Source organism: Stieleria neptunia, from assembly GCF_007754155.1.
In the GTDB taxonomy this organism is placed as follows: Bacteria; Planctomycetota; Planctomycetia; order Pirellulales; family Pirellulaceae; genus Stieleria; species Stieleria neptunia.
In genome coordinates this window covers 8801959-8817973 of sequence record NZ_CP037423.1, presented here as the reverse complement: position 1 = coordinate 8817973, position 16015 = coordinate 8801959, and the positions used below count along the sequence as shown (strand labels likewise).

Sequence of the window (16015 nt, the reverse complement as noted above, 5' to 3'; positions counted from 1 at the left end):
CCGAGCCCGATCAAACGCTCGGTCGTGCGGGGCGTCTTCAGCTATCGCTGGAAAGTGACTCGCTGGAGAGTGACTCGCTGGATTCTGATTCGGTTTCGCTGCGAGACTCGGCGATCCGTGTGGCTTCACGAACGACGGCGATGGCCGATTGGATTTCGATCGGCGAGAACCAGCGGACGTTGCCGGTGTACTTGCTCTCGACGCGATTCTTGGCGGCCAGGGTTTCCCAGGGCAGCTTGTCCATCAAGTTCCAGGCAGCGGCCTGAGCGGTGTTTTGAGCGACTTGGCGATTGCCGAGTGCTTCGCACAGCACATGCACGCGGTCGTCTTGGGTGACGAAGTCCAAGGGGACGATTTTGTAGGCCATTTTGGGAGTCGGATCGGGGCGTCCGTGTTCCAGGCAAACCGTGGTCACGGCGAGTTTTTGTTGGCGTTGCGGGGGAATTCGCATGAAGCCACCCATGCCGCCGCCGCCCATGCCTCCCATGCCGCCGCCCATACCACCCATGCCGCCGCCGCCCATGCCACCGCCCATCGCTTGACCGCCGCCGCCGCCTCCCATGCCGCCGCCGCCCATGCCTCCCATGCCGCCGCCCATGCCACCCATGCCGCCCATCATCCCTTGGCGGTTGATCGGCACTCCGGCAAATGCGGCCGGCAGTCGCAGGGTCATCGGTTTGTCGGTCAGGTTGTTGACAATGACGTTCGCTTTGGTGGTGTTCAGCGGGATGAACTTGACGTCGATTTTTCCTTCGTCGATCGCGGTAAACAGTTCCGCTTGGACGGTTTCGTCGGCCGCGGGAGCGTCAGCCGACGCCAAGCCGGCGCTCAACGCGACGCCGAACGACAACAGGCCGGCGAACACGCGGCGAGAAACGAGACGGGCAGGGATTGATGGGGTGCGATAGGACACGTTCGAATTCCTTGTGCGATTGGAGCCGCAACGGTGATGAGATTAACGCCCGGATGCGACCATGAAATGGGGATACCTTCGACACCCCGCCTGACGCCGCGCGCGGCGTCGATTGGGGTGGATGAAACCGGGCCAGAGGAATAAGGCGTTTGGATTCGCGGCCCGTACCTCCCCAGGGGATGATCGCAAATCGTTCCTCTTGCCGACCTCATCATAGATCGGCGTCCTGGCAGAACCAAGTGAAATCGTTGTCAGGAATTGCATTTTGGGCTATTGGAATCGGTCCGCGATGTCTACTTTCGCAGGGCGAAACGTCCGCGGGCCGGTTTGCCGGGCGTTCTCAAATCGATCGACAGGCAGGAGCAATCGCGGGATGTCCGTTGAAATCACTGAAAATGGCGAAGTCCACCTCTACGGTCGCGAGCGACTGGGGAAGCGACCGCGGATCGGAATCCTGACCTCCGGTGGCGATTGCCCGGGGCTGAACGCGGTGATCCGGGCGACAACCAAAACCGCATTTTGGCTCGGTTATGACGTGGTCGGGTTTCGGGACGGATTCGAGGGGCTCGTCGATCCGATTCGCTACCAGGTGCTCAGCCCGCGGAACACCGCAGGCATTCTGGTGCAGGGGGGCACGATCCTGGGGTCGACCAACAAGGGCCGGTTTGCGGCGCGGGTGGGGGAAAGCGGCCGCGCGGAGCTGGATCCGCAATTGATCGGTCGCGTTGCCGAGACGGTCGAACGCCTGAAACTCGAGGGGCTGATTGTGGTCGGCGGAGACGGGTCGCTGTCGACGGCACTGCAATTTCACGAAGCGGGAATCCCGGTGGTCGGGGTCCCCAAAACCATCGACAACGACCTCAAAGCGACCGCCTTCACGTTCGGGTTTAATAGCGCCGTGCTGTGCTGCACCGACGCGCTGGACCGGTTGCACACGACCGCGGCGAGCCACGAGCGGGTGATGGTGTTGGAGGTGATGGGGCGGCACACCGGATGGATCGCCCTGCACGGGGGGATCGCCGGCGGTGCAGACGTGATCTTGATTCCCGAGATCGAGTGGACCTATGACAACATCATTGCGAAAATCGCCGAACGCCGGGCGCTGGACAAGTACTTCACGCTGATCGTCGTCGCCGAGGGGGCCCATTTGCCTTCCGGCGGGCTGGTCGTCGAAGAACAGGCCGGGGTGCAAAACAAACAGGTCCGTCTCGGCGGTATCGGCCAGGTCATCGCCGAGCGTCTGGAGGGGATGATCGAACAGGATGTCCGATTCGTCGTGTTGGGACATCTGCAGCGTGGCGGCGGCCCGACAACCTTTGACCGCGTCTTGGCCAGCGAATACGGCGCCCATGCGGTCCGACTGATCACCGAAGGCAAATTCGGGCAGATGGTGTGCAGCGATCCGCCGGACATTCGCGATGTCTCCATTGCCGAGGCGGTCGACCAGATTCGCACCGTCGATCCGTCCGGCTCGGCCGTTCAGAGCGCCCGGGCGATGGGCATCTGCTTCGGCGACACGCCGGGCTACCAAAACCCGTTCATCACACCGCCGCCGCACTAGTGCTCGGTCAGCGTTTACTCGTGGGGGAAGCCTGCCGGCTTGCCGTCTCGTTTCATTCGTCAAACGCAAGCTGGAAGCTTACGCCACTTGCTTGCTGAACCTGAGAACAGAAAAACGGTCGGGTCTCACTCGAAAGCGAAACTCGACCGTTGTTTGAAAACCGAATTGCAAGTGGTCGGTGACGACGATTTCACTCCCACAGTGAACCCACCGTACCTTCCCTCCTATTCGTCCGCGCCGAGTCCGCTGAACAGCAGACTCTCACCGGTAACCCGATTCATCGGACGATTTTTGCGGCGAGCTTCCGCTTGAAACGACCGGTGCGATTGAATCGTCAACCGCGGCCGCGTTTTGCTTCCGGTCGATCGCTCTGCGTCGAGTTTTCCGGCTGCCGCTAAAAAATGCTTCACAGCGTTGCCTCCCTGGATCGTTCGCCGGCCCGTCGCATCGCGAAAATGCTGTCATCACGACTGGCGGATTCGCGACATTCAAACGCCCGAATCGGCTGGGTTGACGGTTTGTCACATGCGGATCACCGGTGTCGCTGCACTCACCGGAGGGGGTCGGGCGGATCTTTTACATCTCCGTTACATTCAAATGCCCCGATCGAGACAGACAGGGACCTGGAAATCCTTAGACTTCCGCAGAACCCGAGTGGCAACCGAATGCCGCTCAGCACCAAGCAACGTCCTGATCGAGGAATCGTCGTTATGGCGAACGTAGTAGAGACACCGCAGAAATCGCACCGGAAGTCATCCGAGAATACAACCAAGCTAGAGTTTCCCGAGCTGGAACAAGTCGCCGGGAAGCAAGGATCACTCGAAGCCAATCCGGCTGAACCTTGGAATGATCCCAACACGCTGGAGGTCAAGCAGTCCAAGCCTGAGGGTCAGGTGGAGACGGCGAACGATCGCAAGCGTTTCGCCAACATCTCCTGGTGGGCGATCGGCTGGTTGGGGCTGGCCCATGCGGTCGTGCTCGGCTTTGCCTGGTACACGTTCACCTGGACCGGACTGGCGGTCATGTTGGGATTGCACTGGCTGACCGGCAGCATCGGGATCTGCTTGGGCTATCACCGATTGTTGACCCACTCGGGCATGAAAACGAAAACCTGGTTCAAATACGTGTTGGCCGGGGTCGGATCGCTCGCCGGCGAAGGCACGCCGCTTGATTGGGTGGCCGATCACCGCAAGCACCACAAACACAGCGACCAGGATGGGGATCCCCATTCGCCGCACGACGGCAGTTGGTGGAGTCATATGTTCTGGCTCGCCTACCACACTCACAACGGCGATCGCAAAGCGTATCTGCAGAAATGGGCGCCGGATCTTTACAAGCTTCGTGGCATGCGAATCATGGACTATCTGTTCCTGCCGATTCACATCGCAAGCGGGGCGATCTTGTTCGGCGTCGGCTACTACTTCGGCGGTGCCTCCTTCGGCGCCTCGTTGTTGGTCTGGGGTCTGTTCGTCCGCCTGGTTGGCGTGTTGCACGCGACCTGGATGGTCAACAGTGCGTCGCACATGTGGGGCTACAAGAACTACGAAACGACCGACGACAGCCGAAACAACTGGCTGGTCGCGATCATCGCCTACGGCGAGGGCTGGCACAACAATCACCATGCTCACCCGCGGATGGCCAAGCACGGTCACAAGTGGTGGGAATTTGATATCACCTGGCAAGCCATTCGTCTGTTCCGAACGCTCGGTCTGGTTTGGGACGTGGTCGACTATCGCAATGCGAAAGAAAAGAAAGCCAAAGAGAAAAACGCGGCGGCCTGATCGCACCGCGGCAACCGCTGAAAACAAGCGCTGAAAACAATGGCCCGATGCATGCTTGATCCCAAGCGTGCATCGGGTCGTTTCGTATCCGATTCAAAGCTCTGGGCCCCATGAAGTACTTTCAGCATCAACAAGCATGCACGCTTCCGCGGTTTCGCCCGGCCCGGCGACTCCTTGCGGATCGTGGTCAACTTGACGGAGATCGTTGGCAACGTGTTTGAATTCGCTGCGCGGGTCACGTGTTGCGACAAAACGATTCTCCGCAACACGTTTCAATTGACCAACATTCCTTCGGCCAAGCTGCGAGGGGACGGCGGTGACGTGGCGTAGCGGCCGGCTCGTCAGCGGAGCCGGTCAGCCCTGCACCTAACGCTGTGAAGCATTTTTCCCAAGTGTTTCTTGAGGTTTTAGCGGCAGGGCGCGAGCCCTCCGGTTCTTCATCTCTGCCAAAACACCGGAGGGCTCGCGCCCTACCGCTAAAAAATGCTTCACAGGGGGGCCCTGCACGGTGGCGGCGGCCCGGGCCGGTTGCTCGTCCGCTACATCTGCGAATACGGCTTGGCCGTCAGGATGTGCTTGTCGATCTTGCTGACCGTGCCCTTGTACTTGGCGACGTTTTTCAGGACCTGCCAATCGGCGTGGGCGCGAAACGCGTCCCAGGCTTTCAGTCGCGCCGCGTCGTTGGGGTAGACCGTCAGGTAGGTCAGGTTTGGCGTTTGCGGGCCGATGACGGCTTGGCCGATGAAGATCGGGGCGATGCCGCAATCGAGAAAGATCGGGACTTCCCCGTTGTTGAACATGTCGACTTTCAAATCGCCCAGTCGCTCATTGGCACTTTCGTACAGCCGCAGCTCGTAGACGCGATCGTTGTTGTCCAAGGTGCCGGCGGGGACATTCAGCGTCGGCATGCAGTCCATCGCCACCAGCAGTTCGCTGGAGATTCTGGCAAACGGAGCGTCTTGGGGGCCGCGTTCCAGGTAGGGTTTGGCGTCGGCGAGGTATTGTTCGTCGTTTTGCAGCCGCGTCGAAAGTCCGGCGAGTTCTTCGGCGCTCTTGGCGGGAATCACGACGATGATGCTGTCACGGTCATTGGTGTCGTTGGACGCCGGCGAAAACACGCCCACCGGTCCGATGTTCAATCGCCCCAGTGCCGGCAGCAAGGCGTGTTGCAAGTACCGGTCGACCGCGGCGGCGTCGCCGTTGTCGCCCAGCAGGTAGGTGCGGACTTCATAAAGCTGCTTCGTCATTGGCGTTCCCGTTTCGGCGGCTCGCGTGGCGCCCGGGCCGAACAGGGTGAGCGTCAGCAGGGATGCGGCGGTGATCAGGACGTTTCGGCGTGGGGTTTTTTTCATCGTTTGACTCTCGCGGTTGGCGTGCGCTGACGCGACGCGAGTTTTCTGCGGGGTTGAGGTGGAATCGATGATGGCATCATAATCCCGCCACCACTCCGGCGGGGATTGTGCCCGCCGGGAATTCTGAACCACCCCAGCGACTGGCTGACCCGATGCTCGAATTCGATTTTTGCTCAACCGTCAGTTCGATTTTCAGCACCCCATTTTCGTTGGGGATGTTTACCGAGCCCCTGATGTTGTTGGCCGAGACCGCACCGCCGGAAGTGGTCGCGGGAGATTTGGCGGAACCGTCCGAAGAGAGCTTGTTTTCCGTCGGCGGTATTTTGACGTTGGGAATGCTGATCGTGCTGCAAGCGGTGCTCGGCTTTGACAACCTGCTGTATATCTCCATCGAGAGCAAGCGGGTGGAAGAATCGAAGCAGTCGATGGTGCGCAAGTGGGGGATCGGGCTGGCGATCGTGTTCCGGATCATCTTGTTGTATGTCGTTGTCAAAGTCATCGCATTGCTGCAAGAGCCCTTCCTGAATCTGATTTCGCATCCGCTGGAAGTGCATCTTTCCGGGCACAGTTTGATCGTGATCGGCGGCGGCGCGTTCATCCTCTGGACGGCGATCAAAGAGATCTATCACTTGCTGGCGGTCTCGGACCTGGGGGAAGAAGGCGACAAGGGGGAAAAGGGGAACTCGGTCACCAAGGCGATCTCGTTGATCGTGACGATGAATCTGGTGTTTTCCTTCGACTCCATTTTGAGCGCAATGGCGCTGACCAAATCTCTAGAAATCATGGCGACCGCCGTCATCTTGAGCGGCGTGCTGATGATCTGGCTGGCCGATCACGTGGCCGAATTTTTGAAGAAGAATCGGATGTACGAGGTGCTGGGGCTGTTCATCCTGTTCATCGTCGGTGTGATGCTGGTCAGCGAAGGCGGTCACTTGGCCAAGATCCAGCTGTTCGGGTATCACGTCGAAGCGATGCAGAAATCGACGTTCTACTTTGTGCTGGCCGTGCTGATCATTGTCGATGTCGTCCAGGGTCGCTATCAGAAAAAACTGTTGGCGCGGCAGGCGAAACTGCGATTGGCCGAGCAACCGTCTGCCTGAATCGCGGCCGGTCGCTAATCCTTGGTCAAATACAGGGGGGGGAAGGTTTCACGGCGTCGCCGCCCAGGGCCCGTCGGGTGGACGCAGCTGGCGGTGAGAGGGTCGCCTTTCGCACCGCGAAACCGTGTTTGCGGGGTGATGTTCTGCAGAACGACAGACGCCCCCATCCGATCAACCGCCCGATGGTGACTTCCGTTACCATTGGTGCGTCGCAGGCGTGATGGTCCCTCCCCGTTCTCCCTTTCCAGACAAGGTTGCCAAGATGTTTCGTTCTGAACTCGCCATCGGCTGTTGTTTGCTGATCGCCGCCTGTGGCTGCGGCGCCCCCGACGATTCCGACGCGGCGGCGACGGCCGAGCCGATCGCCGCTGCCACCACTGCCTCCGATACCGCCACTGCGGAGCCGGAGACCGGCGAAGCGGCCGACCATTCGGCCGACAAAACCGTCCACCCCGAAAACCCCGACAACGTCAACAGCGGCATGTTACGACACGCAGTTTTCTTTTCTTTCAAAGAGTCTTCGAGCGAAGAGGACATTCAGGGCGTGGTCGATGCGTTCGCGGAGCTGCCGTCCAAGATCGATTCGATCATCGATTTTCAGTACGGGGTCAACAACAGCCCCGAAGGATTGGATGACGGGTTGACGCATTGCTTTTTGCTGACGTTCGCCGACGACGCGGGGCGTCAAGCCTACCTGCCCCATCCGGCGCACAAGGCGTTCGGCGATGTGTTGCGGCCGCACATGAAGGACGTGTTTGTGCTGGACTACTGGGGCGATCCGAAACAGGACCAGCCGGACAAAGCGCTGCAGCATGCGGTGTTCTTCAAGTTCCAGGATTCGGCCTCGCGTGAAGAAGTGAAGAAAGTTGAACAAGCATTTGCCGCGCTGCCGACAAAAATCGACACGATTCGCGCGTTCGAATGGTCGACCAACAACAGCCCCGAAACGCACGACGACGGATTCACCCACTGTTTCCTGGTCACATTCGACAGTGAAGAGGGACGTGAAGCGTATCTGCCGCATCCCGATCACCTGGCGTTTGTGGAGGTGCTCAAGCCGGTGTTGGACAAAGTACGGGTGCTGGATTTTTGGGCGACCAAACCCTGACCGTCCTGGACGGCTTACCCTGTGCGGAATGATCCGCTAGGTTTGCCGAGGACACTTCATTACACGATTCAAGAAGTATCGGACATGCTGTACGCGGTGATCATGGCAGGCGGAAGTGGGACGCGGTTCTGGCCTGCGAGTCGGACGTTGCGGCCGAAACAGTTGCTGGCCCTTTCCGGGCAACGGACGATGATCCAGTCGACCAGTGATCGGCTGGCCGGGCTGGTGCCTCCGGAGCGTCAGTTGATCGTGACCAACAAGGTCTTGGTCGATCCGATCGCGGAACAATTGCCGTCGCATCCGGCGGAAAACTTGATCGGCGAACCGGCCAAACGCGACACCGCTCCGTGTATCGGATTGGCCGCCGCGTTGATTGCTCACCAGGATCCCGACGCGATCATGGCGGTGATGCCGTCGGACCACGTGATCGGGACGGACGAGCAATTCTGCAGTGCGATCTCGGCGGCCGAACAGTTGGTGATCGAGGATCCCGAGCGGATCGTCACCTTCGGAATCAAGCCGACCTATCCGGCCGAATCATTCGGCTACATCCAGCGGGGACCGGCGATCGAATCGGGCGAGTCTGCGTCCGGGATCAAGGCGTATCAGGTCGACCAGTTTCGTGAAAAGCCGAACCGAGAAACCGCGACGCAGTATCTGCAGTCGGGCGACTTCTATTGGAACAGCGGGATCTTTTTGTGGCGGGCGTCGGTGATTCTCGACGCGATCAAAGCCAACCAGCCGACGATGTATTCGCACATCCAGAACATCGCCGACGCGATCGGTTCGCCCGATTACGACGCCGTGCTGGAGAAAGAGTTCTGCGCGATCGAAGGGACGTCGATCGATTACGCGGTGATGGAATCGTATTCCAACGTCGCCGTCATCGAGGCTCCGTTTCAATGGGACGACGTCGGCAGTTGGCAATCGTTGGGACGCTTGCACGAAGCCGATGCCGACGGCAACACGGTCGTCGGCGACCATCTGGGGATCGACACGACCGGTTCAATCCTCTTCGGCGAATCCGGCCACACGATCGTCACGATCGGGGTCGAAGACTTGATCGTCGTGCAGACCAAAGATGCCACGTTGGTCGCGCCCAAATCGGCCGAAGAGCGAGTTCGTGAGGCCGTCAAGCGATTGAAGGAGTCCGGCCGCACCGATTGTTTATAGGCACGGTTGTTGAGTTTTCTCAACAGGTTTCCGCCATGCGGTGGGCAGCCCCGGGACGTGTCGGGAAAACTCCAACTTTTTTGCGTGGACCGGCGCGCAATCTGACCGACATGCGACGGCTTTACGAGCTAGGTTTCCGACAACGGGAAATCACCAGTTCATCTCCTTCAAAGCCGTTTGTCATGTTTCTTTCCAAGCGTCGCAGCACGAATTCGCGTCGTCCATGCCGCCGATTTCGGCGTCGGGGGGCCGCCACGGTCGAATTCGCCATCTGCTTGCCAGCGCTGATCGCGCTGACGATCGGAACCATCGATCTCTGTTCGATGTTGTTCCTGAAGGAGTCCATCACGTTGGCGGCTTACGAGGGGGCTCGCCGCGGCGTCGCGCGGGGCCGCACCAACGCCGATGTGATCGCCAGGGTGCAGCAGTTTTTGGACGAGCGGAACATTCAGTACAGCGGCAATCCCTGCACGTTCAGTTCGCCGGATTTTGCCGGCGCGGACACGCTGGAAAATGTCACCACCACGGTCACCGTCCCCTGTGATGGGAACCTGCTGATCCCCTCGGCGCTGTTCTCGGGGATGAATCTTTCCGCCGATGTGACGTTGCGAAAAGAGTACAAGAATCTGCCCAACAACTGACCGTTCCAGTTCCTCAACGCTTGATTGCCCATTCTTTCCGCTGCGGACCACAGCCATGAAACCACGTTCCAGATGTAAGCCTCGATCGAAACGTCGACGCACCGGCAATCGTCGACGCGGTGCGGCCGCCGTGGAATTTGCGATTTGCGCCAATATCTTCTTTGTGCTGATCTTCACGTGCATGGAATTCGCTCGGATGAACATGATCCGGAACCTTGCACAAGACGCCGCCTACTTCGCCGCACGCCGCGCGATGGTGCCCGGGGCGACAGCCGAAGAGGCGACGGCGGCGGCGGACGAAGTGATGTCGATGATGACCAACACAGGGTACGAGGTCAACGTCGAGGAACTCGATGAGGATGCACCCAACGTGGTGGTCACCGTCACCGTCGACTTCGACGAAATCGCTCTTTTTGCACCGATGTTTTTGCCCAACGCGACGATCGAATCGACCGCCCGGATTCGGACCGAACGTTACGACGGATTCTACGAACAGTAACCCTTGTCTTGTTTTTCCACTCCTCTGAAATTCCTTTTCGTCCCATTTCCGCGAGTTACACCATGAACGTCAAACCTCCTCGAAACGGACGCGCGAACCACGCTCGATTCAAACACCGTCGTGGTACGGTGATGGCGATCACCGCGGTCGTGTTGCCCGTGCTTGCGATCCTCGCCGCGTTTGCAATCAATGCCGCGCACATGCAACTGACCCGCACGGAACTGTCGATCGCGACGGACGCGGCAGCACGCTCCGCCGGTCGTGCGTTCAGCGAGGTGCAAACCGTTGACGCCGCGGTCGACGCCGCGGTTGCCACCGCCGCCCTGAACACGGTCGACGGCGAACCACTGCGACTGCGATCGGGCGATGGCGACGGCGAAATCGAATTCGGAACGACGGTGCAACATGGCGGCGACGGAAGCCGTTACCACTTCATCAAGATTCCGACCTCCGACGTTCGTAGCGGAACGGTTGCCAGTGCCGTCCGCGTCCATGGAAAACGCCTGGAAGGATCGTTGTCGGGCAACGTCCCCCTGATCATCCCCGGTCTGCTCAGCACCAACGATTTTGAAACGCAATACGACTCGGTGGCGATGCAGGTTGACCGTGACATCTCGTTGATCTTGGATCGATCGGGGTCGATGGACGACATCGATTTCGATTGGGAGTGGAATGAAAATCCCTTCTCGACCGACGCCAAGGATTGGGCAGCCGAGCAAGGCGAACTCAATCGTTGGTGGTCCGGCGGGCGTTGGCGTTACTCCTACGCCAACGGCAATGATTCGATCACCTACCAGCAGTTCATGTACGAGAACTACTTCAACAAGGGCACGGCGCCCACCAACGCGTGGCAGGATCTTGAAGTCGCCGTCAACGCGTTTCTGGACGTGCTTGAAGGAACCAGCCAAGAAGAACAGGTCTCACTGGCCAGCTATTCCAGCAGCGCGACCCTGGACACCTTGCTGGAAAAGGATCTTCAAATCGTTCGCGACACCGTCGCGCAGCTCAATACCGGCGGCAACACCGCGATCGGCAAAGGCATGCAAGAAGGGATCGAAGGCTTGATTCATAGCCGGGCAAGACCGTTCGCGGCGAAGACGATGGTCGTGATGACCGACGGCAATCAGAACCAAACGCCGTGGGCTGAAAACGTGGCCCAGACTCTGGTCAACAACTATCTGCTGACGATCCACACCGTGACCTTTGGCGAGGGTGCCAACCAGCAAGACATGCAGGAAGTCGCGGCGATCGGCGGCGGAAAGCACTATCACGCCGCGACCGGCGAGGACCTGGTGCGGATCTTTGAGGAGATCGCCAACAACTTGCCCACCATCTTGACCAAGTAGTCCACGTCCATACCTGTCGGGGGGAAGCAACCATGCCAGAGAAGAGCAACCAAGCGCCGGGCGAACGGCCCGAGATGAATCGTCGCGAAAGTGACCGAACCGGTCACCGCGGCGGCGTTCAGGCCGGTGGCCGACGCGAGAGTGATCGCAACCACACCTTGCCCCGAAGCAACGTGGCACGGTTCACGATCCTGGCCTCGTTTTTGTTTTCGACCGGACTGGTCGCGTGGGCCTTCACCCTGCCGTTTCGCTCGGGAAGTCTGGCGGGCCGGGGAAACGGACGTGCGTCGGCCGACGCCACCCTCACCGGTCTGGAGTACGAGGCACGGTTGAGCGACGAAGAATACGTCAACTACACCCGCGACATCGATCGGCGGTTTCTCGCCCGCGTCCAGGACAAAAATCGCCCCCAGACGCCGGGCCAGACAAAAGATGAATTGCACCAAGAGTGGCAGCAACGCGTCGAGAAACGCAAAGCGCAACTCCGGCAGATGGTCAAGGCGTCGGGCGAAAAGGTGCCCCGAGAAGGCACGATTGAATGGCAGACTTGGAAGGATCTGGAAAAGATCATCAGCGACGCCCCGAGCGCGAAGTGACGCGCGTTTGCTCGGGTCGTTCGCGTTCCGGGCGAAACAGTGACGTCGAAACGTCGAGGGACAAGGTTGTTGACGAATTGCGCCCACCTGTGCCCAAACGCAAAGGGATTGGGCGCATATCGGGCTTGCGGTGATTAAGATACCGCTGGGTCCCCTGGCACGATTCCACCACTCTTCCCCCCCGTTTGCCCATCATGCGGTTTCACGTTCTGACAATCGCCGTCTCTCTTGCGTCGGTGGCGTTCCTGGCCGCCGGCGCTCCCGGTCAATTCGACGAAGGGCCGTCGGAGGTCCCTGATCCGGCCGAGGCCACGGCCAAATCCGACGAACTGGTCCGTCAACTCGAATCGACCGCCGCCCGGGGCGGACTCTACCGGGCCGAAGCGATCCGATCGCTGGCTCGAATCGGGGCCTGGCCTCCAGTCGATCGTTGGCTGGCGCAGATCGATGGCGTCGGCGATTCGGCCCAGCTTGTTCAAGCCGCCGACGCGATCGGCACCGAGTTGCTGTTGCGGATCTCGCTTCGAAGCGATCTCAGCGACGCCAGCCGTTCGGCGATCAAAAAAATGACGGCTGCGGCGAACGCGAATCAGCAGTCGCCGGAGCGTCTGCGGGCCGCGATCGATCAACTGGCCGGCGACGAGATCGATGCCAACCTGGCGGCGAACCGGGACTTGATGTCCGGGGGAAACGCCTCCGTCGAAGCCATCGTCTCCGCGATCGCCGGGGGGGGGCCAGCCGGTCATCGCGCCAAGTTGCTCGGCGTGCTCGAAGCGCTCGGCGACGGTGGTGCTCAAGCACTCAATCAGCTCGCGCTCTACGGAGACCCGGGCGTGCGTGCGTCCGCCTTGGACGCGCTGCGGGTTCTCGATCCCGCCTCGGCAACCGACACGTTGATCTCCGCGGCGCTGGCGAGCGATGCGACGGCAGACGAAGTCCAGACGGCGCGTCGTTCCTCGCTGTTTCCCCAGGGGTTCGAAAAACTGGATGCGATCGCGGTGTTGGCCGATCGTTTGAACACGCTGCGGACGGTGGCGATGCGCACACCGAACGACTTGACCCCGGCGATCCTGTGGTCGCTCAATCAGGATCGCACGGGGGTGCAGCCCAATCGCAGCACAGAGATTTTTCGGCGCTACCGCGATGCCTATGACGCCGCGCAACGATTGCGGCGGTTGGGGAGTTTGCCGCCTGCGGTCGCCCGCAGCGTGTTGGCCGCCGACTTGGCCTATCGCGTGATGGTGGACGTGGGTTGGGGGGGGCCCGACCAGGTCAAACAAGTCCGGCAGTTGTATCGCGATCAAGTGGATCCCCAGTCGTTGCTGGTCGCCCTGGGGGAACAGCGCGACCGGAACGATATCCCGGCGTCGGTTGGGATTGTGCGTCTGTTGTCGGATTCCGTCGTGTCGGGCGGCGCGGATTCGGGATTGCTGGTCGGTCGCGACGGCGGGTTCTCCGAGTTGGTCGACGCGGTTCGCGATCCCCAGCCGCGGATTCGGTACGAGGCGGCGAGCAGTCTGTGGCAGGCCGTTTCCGGGTCGGAGAGGGGATTCGCCTTTCCGGGGGCCAGCTACGTTCGCAAGACGTTGGCGGAGATGGCATCACTCGATTCCCGCCCGCTGGTCATTTTGTTGGAAACACGGCCGGTCATCGCACTTCGTCAAGAATCGATCCTCAACCAGATGGGGTACGCGGTGGAGCGGGTGACGTCTGCGATCGACGTCGAGCGGGCGATTGAGCGTGGCGGCGACTTGCGCATGGTGGTCAGCAAAATCAGGATTGCCGATGCGGTACCGGCCGAATTGGTCGATCGCGTCCGGCGTCAGCCCAAGGGCAAGCGGGTTCCGATTGTGTTTTACAGCGACGCGGAAACCAGCGAAAAAAGTCTCCGCAGGACCGAGTTGGAAACCACTTCCAATCGCTGGGTCAGCGACGACACGCCGGCGGTCTACCTGGTGCCGCTTCCGGGCAGTCCGGCGGCGCTGAGCGATGTGCTGTTCGAAGTCGAGTCGAAGCGTCGATTGCCGCCGCTTTCGATCGGCGATCGGGCTCGTTTTCGCATGACCGGCGCAGCAGCCCTCCAAGGTAATTCGTAGCCTCGTTAGGGCACACCCGGTATCGGGATCCGCCGCAAAACGCTAATTTCGCGGCAGTGCTGAGGTAGCACTTTTGCTCGTTGGCATTTGGGCACCCCGATGCGTTGGCGGAACGGGCGGAATCTTTACGACTTCCTGGATCAGGCGAAACGTCCGCGGTGATCGAGGCTCGATTGAGAGTCCGGTTCCGCCGTGATCGCTTCATGGCAATGCTCGGCAACTCCGCAACAACACTTCAAAACGCTCCCTTGCCGGGAATCATTGGAAATGGCTCGGCGATGCGGGAGGTCTATCGCATCACCCGACGCGTGGCGGTCAGCAACGCGTCGGTCTTGGTGCTCGGTGAGACCGGGGTCGGCAAGGAATTGATCGCCAGTGCGGTTCACCAGTTGAGCCATCGCAGCGGCCGTCCCTTTGTCCGCGTCAATTGTGGCGCGCTCAGCGAAAGCCTGCTCGAAAGCGAATTGTTTGGGCACGTTCGCGGGGCCTTTACCGGAGCGGTCAGCAATCGGACCGGCCGCTTCGAAGCCGCCCAGGGCGGCACCATTTTCTTGGATGAAATCAACAGCACGTCCCTGACCCTGCAGGTCAAACTGCTTCGCGTGTTGCAGGAAAAAGAATTCGAACGCGTCGGTGACACCGCCACGCTGCGAACCGATGTGCGAATCATCGCGGCCAGCAACCGTGATCTGATGGGCGAGGTGCGGGCGGGCCGCTTTCGCGAAGACCTTTACTGGCGGCTCAACGTGGTGCCGATCGAGATCCCGCCGCTGCGTGATCGCCGTGACGATATCCCTGCGCTGGTTTCGCATTTCCTGGATTACTACAACGAGCTGAACGATCGCTACGTGGCCCACATCGGTCCCGGCACGATGGAAGCCTTGCGGGATTATCACTGGCCCGGCAACGTGCGCGAGTTGCAAAACTATGTCGAGCGTGCGGTGGTGATGGCGGAAACCGACGAGTTGCTCGTTGAACTGTTGCCCGACTGCGTGACCAGTGGTCAGCCGATCCCGGCGGAGGATCTGGAGGCGGCCGGGCCGGTCGACTTCGAAACGATGACAAAGACCGTCGTGCAACTGGGATTGGACCAAACCGGACGCGACTCGACGGATGTCCATCGCGGCGTCGTCGATGTGGTGGAGAAGGAATTGATCGCACAAGTCCTTCAGGCCTGCGGCGGTGTGCAAACCAAAGCGGCGACTCGGCTGGGCATGAATCGCAACACGCTCCATAAGAAGATCAAAGAATATGGGCTTGACGGTTAACCGCCGCGCGAACGCTTTGGGTGTGGTCTGGACTTGAACATGGTCTAGGATTCTTTAGCACGGACCTCCCGTGTCGTCTTCCATGCCCCTGCACCCGGTTCGGCGTAAGTGCGTCGCGGGGGGGCAGCAAGAAACAGGCATTTCCAAAAAATCCTGGCAGTTCGATGCGGACTTGTTCCGCACTGCCGCGTTACTTCAGTGTCCAAGCCGCTGTTGTTGATCGGAAAGCTTGAGGCATTGGGGGGCAATCGTTTGGGTGTCCAACCGCACGCAGGAAGGTGAGCAATGAAAGACTGCGACTACACGCTTGAGTTATCTGATGGCACGGTCGTGCGTGTCGGGGCAATGACGGATTCCCGTCACCCCGACGTCAAGGCTTTCTACTTTCCCGCTGGCGCTTTGACGCCATTTAGCCACAAGAATTTGCCGACCGCCCGACCCAGCCAAGACCACACGCAGTCGGCGTTCTCCAACTCGCTGTAGCGGCACCGGCGGTCACGGGTACCTGCCGTCTTTCGCGAGCCGCGGAAAAAGGGGTCAGGTACCAAAAATGCGAAGCACCCGTTGGGCCATTTGGTTTT

16 protein-coding genes are annotated in these 16015 nt (G+C 60.3%); 13 read left to right on the top strand and 3 right to left on the bottom strand.

The window, feature by feature from the left end:
* Nucleotides 1-37: 37 nt before the first annotated feature.
* Entirely contained in the window at nucleotides 38-913 is an 876-nt protein-coding gene (locus Enr13x_RS39185) for a hypothetical protein (protein WP_231743876.1), read from the bottom strand.
* Nucleotides 914-1286: 373 nt separating this feature from the next.
* Here Enr13x_RS39185 and Enr13x_RS30760 point away from each other — a divergent pair, with 373 nt between their 5' ends.
* Nucleotides 1287-2474, top strand: coding sequence for a 6-phosphofructokinase (locus Enr13x_RS30760; protein ID WP_145390766.1), 1188 nt, complete (start codon nucleotides 1287-1289; stop codon nucleotides 2472-2474).
* Nucleotides 2475-2698: 224 nt separating this feature from the next.
* Here the strand turns inward: Enr13x_RS30760 and Enr13x_RS30755 are convergent, their stop codons facing one another.
* Nucleotides 2699-2884: a hypothetical protein gene (locus tag Enr13x_RS30755; RefSeq protein ID WP_145390764.1), complete on the bottom strand. Its 186-nt coding sequence runs from the start codon at nucleotides 2882-2884 to the stop codon at nucleotides 2699-2701.
* Nucleotides 2885-3184: 300 nt separating this feature from the next.
* Here Enr13x_RS30755 and Enr13x_RS30750 point away from each other — a divergent pair, with 300 nt between their 5' ends.
* Both Enr13x_RS30750 and Enr13x_RS38395 read left to right on the top strand, forming a co-directional pair.
* A complete protein-coding gene (locus Enr13x_RS30750; RefSeq protein WP_145390762.1) occupies nucleotides 3185-4255 on the top strand; it encodes an acyl-CoA desaturase in 1071 nt (356 codons plus the stop codon).
* 192 nt (nucleotides 4256-4447) lie between these two features.
* On the top strand, nucleotides 4448-4585 hold the full coding sequence (locus Enr13x_RS38395; protein ID WP_197455467.1) for a hypothetical protein: 138 nt from the start codon (nucleotides 4448-4450) through the stop codon (nucleotides 4583-4585).
* A 209-nt stretch (nucleotides 4586-4794) separates the two neighbouring features.
* Here Enr13x_RS38395 and Enr13x_RS30745 read toward each other — a convergent pair whose 3' ends face one another.
* On the bottom strand, nucleotides 4795-5502 hold the full coding sequence (locus Enr13x_RS30745) for an NIPSNAP family protein (protein WP_145392778.1): 708 nt from the start codon (nucleotides 5500-5502) through the stop codon (nucleotides 4795-4797).
* A gap of 257 nt (nucleotides 5503-5759) precedes the next feature.
* Between Enr13x_RS30745 and Enr13x_RS30740 the strand changes: the two genes are divergently transcribed.
* The 10 genes from Enr13x_RS30740 (at nucleotide 5760) to Enr13x_RS30695 (ending at nucleotide 15917) form a co-directional block, all read left to right on the top strand.
* Nucleotides 5760-6707 (top strand): TerC family protein, encoded by a 948-nt coding sequence (locus tag Enr13x_RS30740; RefSeq protein WP_231743874.1) that lies wholly within the window; start codon nucleotides 5760-5762, stop codon nucleotides 6705-6707.
* 262 nt (nucleotides 6708-6969) lie between these two features.
* The gene (locus tag Enr13x_RS39180; protein WP_231743873.1) at nucleotides 6970-7815 is read left to right on the top strand and encodes a Dabb family protein; all 846 of its coding nucleotides are present in this window, start codon (nucleotides 6970-6972) and stop codon (nucleotides 7813-7815) included.
* An 84-nt stretch (nucleotides 7816-7899) separates the two neighbouring features.
* Nucleotides 7900-8988 carry a mannose-1-phosphate guanylyltransferase gene (locus Enr13x_RS30730; protein WP_145392775.1) on the top strand — a complete coding sequence of 363 codons (1089 nt, stop codon included), beginning with the start codon at nucleotides 7900-7902 and terminating at the stop codon, nucleotides 8986-8988.
* 182 nt (nucleotides 8989-9170) lie between these two features.
* A complete protein-coding gene (locus Enr13x_RS30725) occupies nucleotides 9171-9629 on the top strand; it encodes a TadE family protein (protein ID WP_197455466.1) in 459 nt (152 codons plus the stop codon).
* 55 nt (nucleotides 9630-9684) lie between these two features.
* Entirely contained in the window at nucleotides 9685-10128 is a 444-nt protein-coding gene (locus Enr13x_RS30720) for a TadE family protein (protein WP_145390758.1), read from the top strand.
* A 62-nt stretch (nucleotides 10129-10190) separates the two neighbouring features.
* On the top strand, nucleotides 10191-11474 hold the full coding sequence (locus tag Enr13x_RS30715) for a vWA domain-containing protein (protein WP_231743872.1): 1284 nt from the start codon (nucleotides 10191-10193) through the stop codon (nucleotides 11472-11474).
* 32 nt (nucleotides 11475-11506) lie between these two features.
* A complete protein-coding gene (locus tag Enr13x_RS30710) occupies nucleotides 11507-12070 on the top strand; it encodes a hypothetical protein (RefSeq protein WP_145390756.1) in 564 nt (187 codons plus the stop codon).
* A 194-nt stretch (nucleotides 12071-12264) separates the two neighbouring features.
* Entirely contained in the window at nucleotides 12265-14166 is a 1902-nt protein-coding gene (locus tag Enr13x_RS30705) for a hypothetical protein (RefSeq protein ID WP_145390754.1), read from the top strand.
* Between the two features lie 278 nt (nucleotides 14167-14444).
* Nucleotides 14445-15434 (top strand): sigma-54 interaction domain-containing protein, encoded by a 990-nt coding sequence (locus Enr13x_RS30700; protein WP_231744461.1) that lies wholly within the window; start codon nucleotides 14445-14447, stop codon nucleotides 15432-15434.
* Between the two features lie 285 nt (nucleotides 15435-15719).
* Nucleotides 15720-15917, top strand: a complete 198-nt coding sequence (locus Enr13x_RS30695; protein WP_145390752.1) for a hypothetical protein — start codon at nucleotides 15720-15722, stop codon at nucleotides 15915-15917.
* The last annotated feature ends 98 nt before the right edge of the window (nucleotides 15918-16015 follow it).